Below are 14,547 nucleotides of genomic sequence, written 5' to 3' on the forward strand. Positions count from 1 at the left end.
ATGCGATTACTTCCCTCTCACCTGATACTCGCGCTCGCCTGCGCTTCGACTCTGCCCACGCTCCACGCCGTCCAGGATCTGGGCGGCGGATTCTGTCTCAACGACAACTCCGCCCAAGTCGAGACAACCGCAACCACGACCGAACTCGCCAACCGCCTCGGCTCAGTGGTCTTTCCGGGGGAGGAAAAAATCATGCTGACGATTATCGGCCTCACCGAGGCCGACAAGGCAACGGCGAAGTCCGAAGCCGCCCTCGGCCAGCGACAACGAAAAATCTCTGCCATGCTGACCGGCAGCCCCTTGAACGAGGTGCAAAAAGTCGCCTTGGGAAAAGAGACGAAAGCCCACTTGGCCGCGCTCGGGCTGAATACCTTCAGTTGCTATACGGCCGGCAGCGGGCAGAATGCCGCCACCCTGTTTGTCAGTAACGACGAAGCCCGGCTACAGGCGCTCTGCGCACCGATGGCCTTCGGTACCAGCCCGCAGACCGCGACCAGCACTCCGCTCAGTACGATTGAGCACTTCGCGAGCGCGCTCGGACTCACGGAAGAAGCGAAAAAGTCATCCGCCCCAAAGTCCACCGACATCCGCCCTGGCACCGCGATCAGTCAAGGTACCGGAACCCCTGATACGACTAAAGCGCTTTTGAAAACTTCTTCGCCAGAGTGAGGCGGTGAATCTTGGCATTGTGGCGCACGTCCACCGGGAAGCGTTGCTCGAAAAAGACCCGTTTGACCGGAGACGTAACCGGGTGCGTGGCGGCGACGGCGAGGATTTTTTTCTCAAAGGCTTGACGGGCGCTGGGCGTGGAGGGGAATTTCCCCGGCTCGGGCTCGATCACGATGGCCGGGACCTGCTTGCCGGGCTGGCCCAGCCCGATGAGCGCGCTGCGGTAAACGTCCGGTTGCCGGTTGAAAATCGCCTCGCAGCAGTCCGTGTAAAGGTCGCCCTGCGCCGTGCGCACGCGCTCGGCCTTACGCCCGCAGAACCAGAGCCGCCCGCGCTCGTCGAAGTAGCCCAGATCGCCCATGCGGTGCCAGATTTTGGCCGGGTCGGCGGGGTCGCTGAGCTTGGCGGCGGCGGTAGCGTCAGGCCGGGCCTCGTAGCTCCTGGTCACGCTCGGGCCGCAGACGGTGATTTCGCCGATCTCGCCCGGCGGCAGGCAAAGCGCGTCCGACATTTGCGCCAGCGGCTCGTCAGTCAGGCGGATAATCCGCGCCTGCATTTCCGGAAAAACCGCCCCCACGCAGGTGCCGCGCCCTTCGTCAGTAAGGGGCTGGGTCTCTTCAAGAACTTCGCGCCCACTGATGGTGGCCACGGGGAGCGCCTCGGTCGCACCGTAGGGGGTATTGATCTCGCCCGCGGGCAGGAGCGGCTTCATCCGGCGGATCAGCCCCGGCGGGACCGGTGCCCCGGCCATCTGGATGCGCCGGACGGAGGGCAAGGTCTTGCCCTCGCGCTCGCAGTAGCGGGCGATCAGGCTCCACAAAGCAGGCGAGCCAAAGCTGTTCGTGACCCCAGCCTTCTGAATGGCCTCGACGATCTTGGCCGGATCGGCGGCGGCGGGCCGGGAGGGATCCATTTCAGGGACCACGGTACACATCCCCAGCGCGGGGTTGAAAAGCGCGAAAACCGGCAGCAGGGTCAGGTCCACCTCGCCCGGCTCGACCCGGTACTGGTTTTTCAAAAGCCGCACCTGCGCCTCGAACATCCCATGCTCGTAGCGGACGCCCTTGGCCGGCCCGGTCGAGCCGGAGGTAAACAAAATCGCCGCCAGGTCGGACGGGGCGGCAACCGCTACTTGCGCATCCGCACTTCTCCCGGTCTCCTTCGCACCGGAGAGCGCCCCGGCAAGCAAGGTCCGCCAGCTCCGGGAGCCGACGGTGATTTTTGAGCGAAAGCGATAGCCACGAAGCAAGAGCGGTGAGAGCCAGGTCGCCGCCGGGATGCCCACCAGCGCCTCGGGCTTACTCTGGCGCACGCAGGCGCGGAAATGCCCCCAGCCCATGCCGGGATCGATCACCACGGGCACAGCCCCGAGCTTGAACAGGGCAAAAACGGTAACAATCAGGTCGAAGCCGGGCTTGACCATCAACAGCACCCGCGTGCCACGGTCAATTCCGCGGGCACGGAGATGAGCAGCCGCCACACGGACACACGCCTTCAGTTGACCGAAGGAAACAGCGTCGAAGCGCAGCTCACCCTCGCGCCGATGCGGCAACTTGACCGCAGGCGCATCCGGGGCAGTCTCGGCAGCCAGCGCCAGATAGCGAGCGACATTGGCGTTGCCAATTGCCATCGGCGGGGCCTCGGGCCGTCAGGAGCCGGGCTTAGTAATCAGCGACGACGATCGTGCCCCAAAGGAGGCTCAGATTGTCACCGGAGATGTTCTTGCGCGGGTAGAGCTCGTCCGTGTGAACGTTGAAATTATCGTCCCGGAGCTTTTTGTAGGAACCGGGCTCGTAGCTGACGAAGCCGGCGGCATTAAAATCCTGATTTGCGCGGGCGTAGGCGGGGTGAACGCCTTCCGGCACGTTGCTGCAGCCAGAGAAAACCAGCGCGAACAGGGCGGAAGTACCAACGAGGAGGGAAGCAGAAGACTTTTTCATGTACTTAGTGTGAAAGGTCAGTTGACGTGAATTTAGGTAACACTTCAAGTATAAATTTTCCGTCTAAATTGCGCCAAAGCCTTAATTTCCGCTTCTGGCCGTGCTTTTCGGGACCGTCACGCTGCGGATCACCCAACTGATCTGCTGAATGGTGTAGGGCTTCTGGATCGTTCCGGTAAAGCCGTATTGGGCGGGATTGAGCAGGACAGGGTTATTCGTGTAACCGCTGGTGACGATGCTCCTGAGGTGCGGATAACGGGGCTTGAGCCGCTCGACCACCCCGCACGCACCGAGGCCACCGGGGACGGTCAGGTCCGCGATCAGGACATCGTAGGGATTCCCGGCCTGCTCCGCCTCCTCGAAGAGACGGACGGCTTCCTCCCCATCGGCGGCAAAGGCGACCTCGTAGCCCAGGTGCGTGAGCATGTCTCCGGCAATTTGCCGGATCATCTTCTCATCGTCCATGAGCAGGATGCGCCCCTTGCCGTGGTAGAGCTTCTGGTCCGGCTCCTCCACCTGGACGGCCCCGCTGGGCAGAGCGGGCAGGTAAAAGACAAAGGTCGTGCCGACGTCCGGGGTAGAATCAACCAGGATATGCCCATCGTGGTTTTTGACGATGGAGTAGCTCGTGGCCAGGCCGAGGCCGGAACCGGTCTTCTTCGTCGTGAAGTACGGGTCGAAGATGCGGGCCAGGTTTTCGGGCGGAATGCCCGGCCCGTTGTCAGCGACGACGATTTTTACATAAAACCCCGGCTCAAGCGGGATCGACGGCTCGGCCCCCAGCTCGGTGTTTTCGGCCCGGATCTCAATGCGCCCGCCCTTTTTCATCGCCTGGGTGGCGTTGATGAGGAGGTTGTTAATGACCTGGGCGATCTGCCCCTCATCCACCTCGACCGCCCAGAGGTCGGCGGGCACATTGAGCTGGCAGCGGCAGTTCGAGCCGCTCAGGATGAAACCCGAAGACTCGCGGATGAGGTCATGCAGCGAGGTCCGCGTCTTGACCGGCACCCCGCCCTTGGAAAAGGTCAGCAACTGCTGGGTCAGATCCCGTGCGCGCATGGCTGCCTTTTCCGCCGACTTGAGGATGGAAAAGAGCTGGTCACCCTGCTCGCAGCGGTTGCGGGCCAGCGAGATGTTACCGAGAATCCCGGTCAGGATGTTGTTAAAGTCGTGGGCAATCCCCCCGGACAGCAGCGCGATGGACTCCATGCGCTGGTTTTTCTGGAGTTCGCGCTCCAGGCGCACCTGATTGGTGATGTCGGAAAAAACCAGCACGCAACCGGTGATCCGCCCTCGCCCATCGAGAATTGGCGAGAGCAGGAAGTTCACTTTGCGCTCGATCCCCTCGGCGGTAACCAGCAGCCGGTCGGCCAGCGGCCCGACGGCCTGCCCGCTGCGGAAAACCCGCTCCAGCGGCAAGGGATTCTCCGTCTTTTCTTCGGCGTCGAGCAGCCGGAAAATCTCCTTCAACGGACGTCCCCGCACCGACTCCAAGCGGCGGCCGATCAGGCGTTCGCCCTCGCGGTTAACGAAGTCCACCGCACCGTGCACATCCGTGGTGATGACCCCCTCCCCGATGGAACTGAGGGTGACGGAGAGCTTCTCCCGGTCCAGATCGCGCCGGGCCTGCTCCGAGCGGCTGTCCGAGAGGTCGCGCAGCACAACGGCCCATTCGGACGACTCCCTCTGCGGCTCCAGTAGTTGCGCCTCGACCCAGATTTCGCCGCCGTCGGGACGGGCAAAAAGCAGTTCGCGGCTCCAGGGTTGGCGGCGGGAGAGCGCGGCAGCAATTTCTGCCAGCGCGGTACAGGAGGACGCCCCCAGGTTGAGGGCGTTTTCGAGCGGTCCCTGCTCCAATCCGGTCAGACGGGCCCAGGCCGGATTAACGTAGTCCACGGCAAAGCCCACCTCCGCTTCCACGGAGTGTCTGACGATAGCGATAGCGACATCCAGGCGATCCGCCAGCAGACGGAGCGTTTCATATCCAGGATCTCTTGGCATGAATGCAGGTATGTTGGCCGCGCCCGGTCAAGAGGTTACAGGTTTGAACGGGAGCGGCGGAGGAGACCACGCGGTGGCTTCCGTCAGCTAATAAATTAATACTCGGCAAGAGTGCCAGAAGAAAAACCGTCTGCATATGCAAAAAAGAAGGCCCGCAACCCTCCCAACTCCGAAGGCCGATGAGACTTGACCCGGCGGGCCGGGCTTTCATGCTGGTCCGCTTATGGCCACCGATAACGCCTCCACCCCCACGATGGACACCCTGATCGCCCTGTGCAAACGGCGCGGTTTCGTTTTCCCGTCTTCGGACATCTACGGCGGCTACAACGGCTTTTTCGACTTCGGGCCGCTCGGCGTCGAGGTGAAGAACAACATCAAGCAGGCCTGGTGGAAGGACTTCGTCCACCGCCGCGACGACATCGTCGGCCTCGACTCCACCATCATCATGCACCCGAAGATCTGGGTCGCCTCCGGCCACGTCGGCGGCTTCTCCGACCCGATGGTGGACTGTAAGGAGACCAAGCTGCGCTACCGTGCCGACCAGCTCTTTTTCCAGGAGTTCACCTTCACGCCCGACGGGGAGGGTGACGCCATGAACCACTTCGTCGTCGTAGTGGAAGCCGACGACATGAACACCGCCCTGGCCGAGCGCGCCTCCAAGGTCGCCCGCCTCCTGGGCAAGCAGGCCGAGGGCAAGGTCCGGGCCGCCCCTGCCGACGGTGCCGCCGTGATCGAGTTCACCGAGTCCACCGCCGAGCAGCGCGAAGCCGCCTTCGGCCCCGACGCGACCACCGCCGGCACCCTGACCGAGCCGCGCGACTTTAACCTCATGTTCGAGACGAAGGTCGGCCCGCTGGCAGACAAGTCCGCCACCGCCTACCTGCGCCCCGAAACCGCTCAGGGGATTTTTGCCAATTACCGCAACATCGTGGACACGGGCCGGGTCAAGGTGCCCTTCGGCATCGCCCAGGTCGGCAAGGCCTTCCGCAACGAGATCACCCCGCGCAACTTCCTCTTCCGCTCGCGTGAATTCGAGCAGATGGAGATCGAATACTTCATCCAGCCCGACGCCGACTGGAAGACTCTCCACCGCGAGTGGATTGACAAGTGCATTGACTGGCTCGTCTCCATCGGCCTGCCCCGCGAGGGCATCGGCGAGGATGTCCACCCCGCCCACAAGCTTTCCCACTACTCCAAGGGCACGACCGACCTGACCTTCCGCTTCCCGCACGGGGTGCAGGAGCTGTGGGGCATCGCCTGCCGCGGCGACTTCGACCTGACCCAGCATCAGGAGCACTCCGGCAAGTCGATGGAGTACTTCGACGAGCAGCAGAAACAGAAGTACATCCCGCACGTGATCGAGCCTTCGCTCGGCGTGGACCGGACCTTCCTGGCCGTGCTCGCGGCCGCCTACTGCGAGGACGAGATCCCCAACGACAAGGGCACGCCCGAAAAGCGCAGCGTGATGAAGTTCCATCCGCGCATCGCCCCCTACAAGGTCGCCGTCTTCCCGCTGGTCAAGAACAAGCCCGAGCTGGTCGAGCACGCCCGCAAACTCTACGAGCGCCTGCAAAACCGCTGGAATGTCTTCTGGGACGTGTCCGGGGCCATCGGCCGCCGCTACCGCCGCCAGGACGAGATCGGCACGCCCTTCTGCGTCACGGTGGACTTCGATACCATCGAGCAGGGCACCGGCGTCACCGTCCGCGACCGCGACACCACCCAGCAGATCCGCCTCTCCGAAGACGAGTTGTTCAACTACCTCTCCGAGAAGATCGACGGGTAAGGAAAAGGCAACCCCTTCCTTACCAGCTAACCCCATCTGACTTGCCACAGATTTAGTGTTGACATTGTGCATTTTACATCTAATTTGTTAGATGTGGCCCGAGATATCAAACACCTTTACCGCCCCAAAATCCCACAATATCAGTTGCATGATACCCACATAGCAAAGTGGAGCATTCCAACATTATCTGAGGGACACGTACCTTTCCCTAAGAAGCTGATACGATGCATGCACCGCATACTGACTTGGGATGGTGCGCTCCAAGACATGTCGGTGCTATTGGCGGTAATTGACTATATCCGCCCCGATAAAAACGCTGTCCCAAGCATCGAATATGTCGCTTATGTATCAGGCCTCAGCATCAAAGAGACATCTGAAAGCTTAAAAAGATTATCTCAAAATGGCCTCATAACGATCGAAGAAGTTAATGATCGTTTAAAGATAGATACTACCCCCCTATTGCGTGCTATTGAATTGGCGGCAGAAGCCTACGACACAAAGCCAACAGATACCTGCGAAGAGAAAGCATGGCAATGAGGTGGAAATACCACATCGATAAGCGAGCTATCAGCGACCTAGAGAAGTTAGGAACACCTGCAGCAGAGCGTATCTTCAGTTATCTGGAAAAAAGAATGGCAACAGACACGGATCCTAGACGCTTTGGCAAACCCCTCAAAGGTGGGCTGAAGGGGCTCTGGCGCTACCGCGTCGGTGATTATCGTATTATCAGCCAAATCAAGGACGACGAGATGATGGTTCTAATCATAAAGGTCGGACACCGTCGAAACATCTACGGCTAGCCATCCCAGTAAATCCAGCTTGCAGAAAGTCCAATTTCGTGCGATTTTTTATGTATGTTGACCGTACAACTTAATTCCAGAGCCGAAGCGCAATTGCAGCGTCTTGCCAAGAAATCAGGCCGTACGGTAGACGAATATGCCCGCGAAGCGCTTCTCCAGCACTTGGAAGATTTGGACGACATCCGCGAAGCGACCGAACGCTTAAAAGAGCCAAGTCAAATATTTTCCCTTGAAGAGGCCAAGCGCCAACTCAGTCTATAATACTTGCCCAGAAGAGGAGGCCAGGTGCCGAGTCCTCTTTATACTGCTCCAGCGGGTGTAACCCGCCGCCAGTCCACCAGTTCCAGCCGGGGGGAGCGGTGGCCGTTCCAGACGTTCCAGGTGAAGCGGACGGCAAGGTCGATGGGCTGGCCGGTGGGGGGCGGATTGGTGGCCCCGTTCCAGGCGATGCCCTTGATCTGGCGGCCGTTGCCGCCGGTCAGTTCGAAGCGCAGGTGCTTTTGGGCAAAGACTTCCGGGCGGCGCGAAAGGACCGCACCCTTGAGGCCGAGCACGGGCTCGGGGTTTTCCTGCCCGTAGGGGCGGAGGCGGTCGAGTTCGCCCAGCAGGCGCTCGCCGAGGTCGCCGGGCTTGATCCAGGCGTCGATGGTCAGACTGGGCTCGGGCGGGGCTTCGGAAAAAAGCTTACCCACGGCCTCATTAAAGGCGGCCCGGAACTCCGGCAGGCGGTCTTTGGCGAGGGTGATGCCCACCGCCATGCGGTGGCCGCCCCACTCCTCCAGCAGGCCGTCGCAACCGTGCAAAATCTCCTGCAAATCTACTTCGGGGATGCTCCGGCCCGAGCCGCGCAGCAGGTCGCCGTCCTGACTCAGGACAATGGCGGGCCGGTAAAAGCGGCGGGCCAGACGGCCAGCGACAATCCCGACCACCCCCGGGTGCCAGTCGGCCCCGGCGGCGACGAGCCCGGCGGGAATATTCTCCTCGGAAAAATCCGCCACGGCGGCGTCGAAAACATCGCGCTCGATGGCCTGGCGTTCGCGGTTGAGCGCGTCGAGTTCGGTGGCGGCGGCAACGGCACGGCCCCGTGATTCGCTTAAAAGCATTTCCACCGGCAGGGCGGCGTCGGCCAGACGGCCTCCGGCATTGAGGCGCGGCCCGAGGCGGTAGGCAACGTCGGCGGCACAGATCGGGTGCTCCTTGACCAGCCCCGAAACCTCCAGCAGCGCGGACAGACCGGTCCGGCGGCCCGAGGCGAGCTGTTGCAGCCCTTCGCGGGCAAAGATGCGGTTCTCGCCGCGCAGGGGGACGAGGTCCGAGATCGTGCCCAGCGCCACCAGGTCGAGCGAATACTTGAGCTTGAGGTCGAAGGCGCGCGGGTCGTTGAGCTGGCGCAGGCGCTTGACCAGCGCGTGCACGAGCTTGAAGACCAACCCGGCGGTGCACAATTCGCGGGCGGCCTCGTCGCCGGGGCCGGGGTAGAGCTTCGGGTTGACCAGCAGGCAGTCGGCGGGAACGGCTTCCTTGGACTCGTGGTGATCGACGATGATAACGTCAATCCCCCGGGCCCGCAGGCGGGCCACCTCGGCCACGGAATTGGTGCCGCAGTCCAGCGCCACCAGCAGGTCCGGCGGGGTACCGGTCAGGACGCGGTCGAGCATGGACTCGCTCAGGCCGTATCCCTCCTCCAGCCGCCGGGGAACCCGGTAAACCGGATCGGCCCCGAAGTGACGCAGCATGCTGACCAGCAGCGCGGTGCTGGTCATGCCGTCCACATCGTAGTCGCCGATGACGAGAATGTCCTCGCCCTCCCGAATTGCGACCAGCAGCCGCTCGACCGCCTCGGAGATGAAGCTCAACTCCTCGGGGTCGCGCAGGTGGCGCAGGCGCGGATCAAGGAAGGCGGCGGACGGTCCGGTCCGCTCCAGCCGGGCGGCCAGGAGCGCGGCCAGCACGCCGTCCACCCCGTGCTCCGAACGCAGCAGGCGCACTGCCGATTCCGGAGGCGGGGTGAAAGACCAGCGCATGGACAAGGGGATCAGGACTTGGCCTCGGACTCGGCGTCGCGGGCCCGGCGGGTGGTCGTTTCCCACTCGTAGGTCGGGCGCGTCAGGTGGCGTTCGGTCACGTGCTTGCGGTTGCCTTTGTGCCACCAGTAGAAGACCGGGCTGGCGATGAAGATCGACGAGAACGTACCGGTGATAATCCCGATGATGAAGATCAGCGCGAAGTCCGTGACCACGCCCGCTCCAAAGATGTACAGCGCGAGCGCCGCCAGCAGGGTGGTGACGGAGGTCAGCAGGGTACGCGAGAGGGTGCGGTTGATAGCGTAGTTGCAGACATCGAACAGCGTCATGTCCGGGCGCAGGTCCAGCTCCTCACGGATACGGTCGAAGACGACGATGGTGTCGTTGATCGAGTAACCGACGATCATGAGGATCGCCGCCACCATCGGGGCGGTAAACTGCCCGCTGCCAATCCCGAAAAACTGCCCCACGATGACAAAGATCCCGATCGACATGAGCACGTCGTGGACAGTCGAAACCACGGCCCCGACCCCGTAACCGAGTTCGAAGCGCAGCGCCACGTACAGGAGGATACCGGCCAATGAAACCAGGATCGAGAGAATGGCGTTGAAGGTAATTTCGTCGCTGACGGTCGCCCCGACCGCGCTCTCGCTGACCTTGACCAGTTGCGCATCGGGGAAAGCTTTTTGCATGGCGGCAACCACCTGGTCAACGCGCCCTTCCTCCAGGTCCACCTGGAGCTTAAGCCGTTCCTTATCGCTGCCGAGCATGCTGAGGTAGCCGGGCTGGATTTCGCCCAGATCGGGATTGGCATCGGCCAACTGCTCGATCTCGGTCAGGCCTGGCTTGCTGGCCTGCTCGAAATCCATCGTCACTTCGACGCCGCCCCGGAAGTCGATCCCGAGAATGTGCTCGCGGTGCGTCCAAATAACAACCACCCCGGCCAGCACGATCAGCCACGAGCAGATGAAGGCCGGACGGCGGTAGGCCAGGAAAGTGAACTTCGCCTTTTCCAGCAGGCTGAAGGGCGAAACCGACTTGAGCAGATTCAGGCTGACAAGTATTTCCAGCATGAAGCGGCTCACCACCAGCGCACCGAACATGGAGGCGCCGATACCGATGGCCAGCGTCACCCCGAAGCCCTTGACCGGACCAGCCCCGAGCCAGATCAGGATGGCGGCGGTCAACAGCGTGGTGATGTTCGCGTCAATAATGGTCGAAAAGGCCTTGGCATAACCGCCGGCGAGGGCGTTTTTCATGTTCTTGCCCGCCGAAAGCTCTTCGCGCATACGCTCGAAGATGAGGATGTTCGCGTCCACGGCCATCCCGATGGTGAGCACGAGCGCGGCCACCCCCGGCAGGGTCAGGGTGCCCCCGACGCTCATGAGAACGCCGAGCACGACGATGACGGACAGTCCGACCGATGCGACCGAGACGATACCCGCCAGCAGGTAGTAAAGGATCATGAAGACCACGACCGCTCCGGCACCCAGCAGGGCGGCCTCGATGGAGGAGTCGCGGGCGTCGGCGGCCAGCGTCGGGCTGACGACGTACTTTTCACCCACCTCCAGTTCGAACTTGAGCGGGTTGTTGAGGACATTGGCCAGTTCCTGGGCCTCAAGCTGGGTAAAGGTGCCGGTGATGCGGGCGGAGCCGCCGGTGATGGGCTGGCCGTTGTTCAGGCCGAGGGCGCTGTAGAGCTTGCCGTCGAGCACGATGGCCATCTTGCCCGAGCCAAGGGCGTTGCGGGCCTTGTCCTCGGCCGCAATCTTGCGGGTCATGTCCGCGAAGACATCGCCGCCGTCGCTGGTCATGTTAAGGAGAATCTCGTAGCCACCGTACTGGCCCTGGATCGGGAAGGCACGGTCCACGATTTCGCCGGTGGCCTCGGGGATGATTTTGACAAAGTAATGCTCCTCAATCGGGTTGCCCTCGCGGTCGGTGTCTTCGATGACCATCTCCTCGAAGCCGAGCGGAGCCTGCACGCCGGGACCGGGCACGATGTCGCGGTGCACGAGGCGGAACTCCAGGTGGGCCGGTTTCTTGAGTGCGTCGGCGGCTTCGGGGTTCTTTTCCAGGTCGAGTCCGGGCAGTTGGACTTCGATCTGGTTATTACCGACCGGGCGGATGATCGGCTCGGCCACGCCCAGGCCGTTGACACGGCTCTCCATGATGCGGACGGCCTCCTTGAGCTGGGCGCTGGCGACCTGATCGTTCTCGGGCTGGTCCTTGAGCTTGAGCGTGAAGGCCACGCCCCCGGCCAGATCGAGGCCCTTGCGGAGCTTGCCGCGGGACTCCTCGTAGAGGACGTTCATGATGACGTCGTTGCGCTTGTCCTGATTCTTGACCAGCACGAGGTCAACATCCGGGTAGAACTTGTGGTAGAGGTCCACCTTCTCGGCCTTGGCCTGTTCCTTGATCGCCAGAAACAGCGGCGTGGTGTCGTTCACCCGCTCCTCGGCCCGCTCAAGAAAGGCCTGGTAGTCGGCCTGGTTGGCGGTGGCGCGGGTCAGGATGAACTCGTCAAAGTCCTTGTCCTCCATCGGGAGGAGGTTGAGCACGGCCCAACCGACGATAACAACGCTGAGGATCAGTTTCCAGATGATGGAACTTTTCATGGGGAAAGAAGGTGGCGGAGCGTTTTCTTACTTGGCCTGCTCGGCCGGGACGGTCGGCTGGATGTCCTTGCCCTCGTCGCCGGGGGCCAGCACGCTGGTGACGAAGTTCTTGGCCAGTTCAGCCTTGGTGCCGTCCACCAGCTTGATCACAAGGCGGTCGCTCTTGACGTTGGAGATGGTGGCGTAGAGCCCTCCGTTGGTCACGATGCGGTCGCCGATCTTGAGGGCTTCGATGCGCTTCTGGTGCTCCTTCTGCTTCTTGCGCTGCGGGGCGATGACCAGAAAGTACATCCCGCCGAACATCAGAATGAGAATCAGAAAGGTACCCCCCATGCCGCCGCCGGGTTGATCGGTGGCCGCCTGGGCAAGTGCGGTAATAAATGCGGTTGTGCTCATGATTTAAATTCAGGAAAACCGTCGAGGTAAGAGCAGCGCCCCCCAAAAGGCAAGAGGATTGTCAAGCCCTCCGGCCTCTCCCGGCCAATGGCCAAACGCCCCCGCAGCCGGAACGGACGAAGCCGCGACGATAGAGACGAACCGCGCCTGCTCCCCCGCCCCGCACGCCCGGCGACCTTCACGCACCGCAGCAGCACAGGCGCGGGACGGGATTGGCGGGACGGATTCTGTCACTCCCCGGCCCCGCCGAAACCGGAAGTTTACACTTCCGAGTGCCTGCGGCCTTGATTCGCCGGAGAAATTGCACTAGCGGATGGGCTTGCAAAACGGTGAGCAGGATAACTGGTCGGCCTCATCGGCCGACGCCTACTACGGCTTTTCACGCTGGGGAAAGGGACACTTCTCCGTCGATCCCGACGGGGCGCTCTGCGTCCACCCCATGGCTGACGCGCGCAAGATCCGCCTGACGGACGTGCTCGAAGAGGCCCGCCAGATGGGCCTCTCGGCCCCGCTGACCATCCGCGTGCAGGATTTACTGCGGCGGCGGGTCGTCGAGCTGAACGAGGCCTTTGGCGCCGCCATCGAGGCCGAACAGTATGAGGGGCGCTATCAGGGGGTCTTCCCGATCAAGGTCAACCAGTTGCGTGAGGTCGTGGACGAAATCCTCGACGCGGGCAAGCCGTGGCACTTCGGCCTGGAGGCCGGGAGCAAGCCCGAGCTGCTCATCGCCCTGGCCATGCTCCAGACCAAAAACGCCCTGCTCGTGTGCAACGGCTACAAGGACGCCGACTACATCCGCCTGGCCATGCTCGGCACCCGCCTGGGCAAAAAAGTCGTCGTCGTGATCGAGCAGCCCTCCGAGGCGGACATGATTATCCAGCTCTCGCGCGAGACGGGTGTGACCCCGATCATCGGCCTGCGCCTCAAGCTCAGCACCACCGGCGAGGGCCGCTGGTCCACCTCCAGCGGCGACCACGCCAAGTTCGGCCTCTCGGCCCCGGAGCTGGTCTCGGTCGTCAAAAAACTCCGCCGGGCCGGGCTCAAGGATTTTATCCAGCTCGTGCATTTCCACATCGGCTCGCAGGTGCCGAGCATCATTACCTTGAAAAAAGCCGTGGTCGAAGCCGCCCGCTTCTACTGCGAACTGCACCGCATGGGGCTGCCCATGAAGTACCTGGACTGCGGCGGCGGCCTCGGGATCGACTACGACGGCTCGCGCAGTAACTTTGACAGCTCGGCCAACTACTCCCTCCAGGAGTACGCCCGCGACATGGTGTTCAACATCAAGAGCGTGTGCGAAAGCTCCGAGGTGCCCGTGCCCGACATCGTGACCGAGAGCGGCCGGGCACTCGTTGCCCTGCACTCGATCCTGATCGTCGAGGTGGTTGACAACATCGCCAAAAACGACGAGCCCGCCGACATCTCCAAGCGCAAACGCAAGCCCCGCGAGCCGCAAGTGCTCAAGGACTTGCGCGAAATCCTCGACGGCGACGAACACTGGACCCCGCTGGAGCGTTTTCATGACGCCCAGCAAAAAAAGGAGGAGGCGCAGTCACTGTTCAGCCTCGGCTACCTCGACCTGGAAAGCCGCGCCGAGACCGAGCGCCTCTACTGGGAAATCTGTCGCCGCCTGCGCACCGCCACCAGCGTGCGCGGCTACGTGCCCGAGGAACTGGCCGAACTCAACGCCACCCTGGCCGAGCAGTACGTGTGCAACTTTTCCGTCTTCCAGTCCCTGCTCGACCACTGGGCACTGGACCAGCTCTTTCCCATCGCCCCGATCCACCGGCTCGACGAGGAGCCGACCGTCGAGGCCACGCTGGTGGACATCACCTGCGACTCCGACGGCAAGGTGAACCAGTTCATCGACCTGGAGGACGTCAAGCAGTCCCTGCGTCTGCACCCGCTCGAACCCGGCAAGCCCTACCACCTGGGCGTGTTCCTGGTCGGGGCCTATCAGGACATCATGGGCGACCTGCACAACCTCTTCGGCCGCGTCAACGAGGTCCACGTCTTCCTCGAAGACGACGAGGAGGACGGCTACTACATCGAGGAAACCATCAGCGGCTTCACCACCGACGAGGTGCTCGGCTTCATCCAGCACAAGGGCTCGGACCTCATCCGCCAGATGAAAAAGCAGATCGACCGCGCCACCCGCAACGACCAGGTCAAGCCCCGCGAAGGCGTCCGCATGCTCAGCCTCTACACCGACCTCATCGGCGAAAAGACTTACCTCAAATCACCGGGCCAGCAGAAAGCCCGCCGCCGCCGCAAGGGGAGTTGATTCTTTTTTTGGGGAAAATCCGTAGATTG

12 protein-coding genes are annotated in these 14,547 nt (G+C 62.4%); 6 read left to right on the plus strand and 6 right to left on the minus strand.

The annotated features are described in order from the left end of the window. The gene (locus H5P28_RS17660) at positions 1-669 is read left to right on the plus strand and encodes a hypothetical protein (RefSeq protein ID WP_185677014.1); all 669 of its coding nucleotides are present in this window, start codon (positions 1-3) and stop codon (positions 667-669) included. Here H5P28_RS17660 and H5P28_RS17665 read toward each other — a convergent pair. The 3 genes from H5P28_RS17665 to H5P28_RS17675 all read right to left on the minus strand — a co-directional run bounded on the left by H5P28_RS17665 (position 635) and on the right by H5P28_RS17675 (position 4,610). After that, positions 635-2,299: a fatty acid CoA ligase family protein gene (locus tag H5P28_RS17665; RefSeq protein ID WP_185677015.1), complete on the minus strand. Its 1,665-nt coding sequence runs from the start codon at positions 2,297-2,299 to the stop codon at positions 635-637. The two genes, H5P28_RS17660 and H5P28_RS17665, sit on opposite strands and share 35 nt — an antisense overlap. Positions 2,300-2,330: 31 nt before the next feature. After that, the gene (locus H5P28_RS17670; protein WP_185677016.1) at positions 2,331-2,609 is read right to left on the minus strand and encodes a hypothetical protein; all 279 of its coding nucleotides are present in this window, start codon (positions 2,607-2,609) and stop codon (positions 2,331-2,333) included. 81 nt (positions 2,610-2,690) lie between these two features. Next, entirely contained in the window at positions 2,691-4,610 is a 1,920-nt protein-coding gene (locus H5P28_RS17675) for an ATP-binding protein (protein WP_185677017.1), read from the minus strand. A gap of 223 nt (positions 4,611-4,833) precedes the next feature. Between H5P28_RS17675 and H5P28_RS17680 the strand changes: the two genes are divergently transcribed. The 4 genes from H5P28_RS17680 (at position 4,834) to relB (ending at position 7,457) form a co-directional block, all read left to right on the plus strand. Beyond that, entirely contained in the window at positions 4,834-6,396 is a 1,563-nt protein-coding gene (locus tag H5P28_RS17680) for a glycine--tRNA ligase (RefSeq protein ID WP_185677018.1), read from the plus strand. Between the two features lie 228 nt (positions 6,397-6,624). Beyond that, positions 6,625-6,933 (plus strand): hypothetical protein, encoded by a 309-nt coding sequence (locus H5P28_RS17685; RefSeq protein WP_185677019.1) that lies wholly within the window; start codon positions 6,625-6,627, stop codon positions 6,931-6,933. Beyond that, complete coding sequence (locus tag H5P28_RS17690; protein ID WP_246456523.1) at positions 6,924-7,196, plus strand: type II toxin-antitoxin system RelE family toxin; 273 nt, start codon at positions 6,924-6,926, stop codon at positions 7,194-7,196. Before H5P28_RS17685 ends, H5P28_RS17690 begins: the two co-directional genes overlap by 10 nt. Before the next feature lie 54 nt (positions 7,197-7,250). After that, positions 7,251-7,457, plus strand: a complete 207-nt coding sequence (relB, locus tag H5P28_RS17695) for a type II toxin-antitoxin system RelB family antitoxin (RefSeq protein ID WP_185677020.1) — start codon at positions 7,251-7,253, stop codon at positions 7,455-7,457. A gap of 38 nt (positions 7,458-7,495) precedes the next feature. Here relB and recJ read toward each other — a convergent pair whose 3' ends face one another. From recJ to yajC, 3 genes are read right to left on the minus strand one after another with little or no spacing between them, the layout of a single operon-like run. After that, positions 7,496-9,220, minus strand: a complete 1,725-nt coding sequence (gene recJ / locus H5P28_RS17700; RefSeq protein ID WP_185677021.1) for a single-stranded-DNA-specific exonuclease RecJ — start codon at positions 9,218-9,220, stop codon at positions 7,496-7,498. Between the two features lie 11 nt (positions 9,221-9,231). Continuing rightward, positions 9,232-11,838, minus strand: a complete 2,607-nt coding sequence (gene secD / locus H5P28_RS17705; protein WP_185677022.1) for a protein translocase subunit SecD — start codon at positions 11,836-11,838, stop codon at positions 9,232-9,234. 27 nt (positions 11,839-11,865) lie between these two features. After that, positions 11,866-12,234: a preprotein translocase subunit YajC gene (yajC, locus tag H5P28_RS17710; protein ID WP_185677023.1), complete on the minus strand. Its 369-nt coding sequence runs from the start codon at positions 12,232-12,234 to the stop codon at positions 11,866-11,868. Positions 12,235-12,547: 313 nt separating this feature from the next. On the opposite strand from yajC, the gene speA reads away from it, so the two are divergent. Continuing rightward, entirely contained in the window at positions 12,548-14,518 is a 1,971-nt protein-coding gene (gene speA / locus H5P28_RS17715) for a biosynthetic arginine decarboxylase (protein WP_185677024.1), read from the plus strand. The last annotated feature ends 29 nt before the right edge of the window (positions 14,519-14,547 follow it).

This window comes from Ruficoccus amylovorans (assembly GCF_014230085.1).
Taxonomy (GTDB): domain Bacteria; phylum Verrucomicrobiota; class Verrucomicrobiia; order Opitutales; family Cerasicoccaceae; genus Ruficoccus; species Ruficoccus amylovorans.

Bases quoted from the DNA above. Each gene is read 5' to 3' on its own strand.
- H5P28_RS17685 (WP_185677019.1), top strand. From the start codon at position 6,625: ATGCACCGCATACTGACTTGGGATGGTGCGCTCCAAGACATGTCGGTG.
- secD (WP_185677022.1), bottom strand. From the start codon at position 11,838: ATGAAAAGTTCCATCATCTGGAAACTGATCCTCAGCGTTGTTATCGTC.
- H5P28_RS17670 (WP_185677016.1), bottom strand. From the start codon at position 2,609: ATGAAAAAGTCTTCTGCTTCCCTCCTCGTTGGTACTTCCGCCCTGTTC.
- speA (WP_185677024.1), top strand. From the start codon at position 12,548: ATGGGCTTGCAAAACGGTGAGCAGGATAACTGGTCGGCCTCATCGGCC.
- H5P28_RS17680 (WP_185677018.1), top strand. From the start codon at position 4,834: ATGGCCACCGATAACGCCTCCACCCCCACGATGGACACCCTGATCGCC.
- H5P28_RS17660 (WP_185677014.1), top strand. From the start codon at position 1: ATGCGATTACTTCCCTCTCACCTGATACTCGCGCTCGCCTGCGCTTCG.
- recJ (WP_185677021.1), bottom strand. From the start codon at position 9,220: ATGCGCTGGTCTTTCACCCCGCCTCCGGAATCGGCAGTGCGCCTGCTG.
- H5P28_RS17665 (WP_185677015.1), bottom strand. From the start codon at position 2,299: ATGGCAATTGGCAACGCCAATGTCGCTCGCTATCTGGCGCTGGCTGCC.
- H5P28_RS17690 (WP_246456523.1), top strand. From the start codon at position 6,924: ATGGCAATGAGGTGGAAATACCACATCGATAAGCGAGCTATCAGCGAC.
- relB (WP_185677020.1), top strand. From the start codon at position 7,251: ATGTTGACCGTACAACTTAATTCCAGAGCCGAAGCGCAATTGCAGCGT.
- H5P28_RS17675 (WP_185677017.1), bottom strand. From the start codon at position 4,610: ATGCCAAGAGATCCTGGATATGAAACGCTCCGTCTGCTGGCGGATCGC.
- yajC (WP_185677023.1), bottom strand. From the start codon at position 12,234: ATGAGCACAACCGCATTTATTACCGCACTTGCCCAGGCGGCCACCGAT.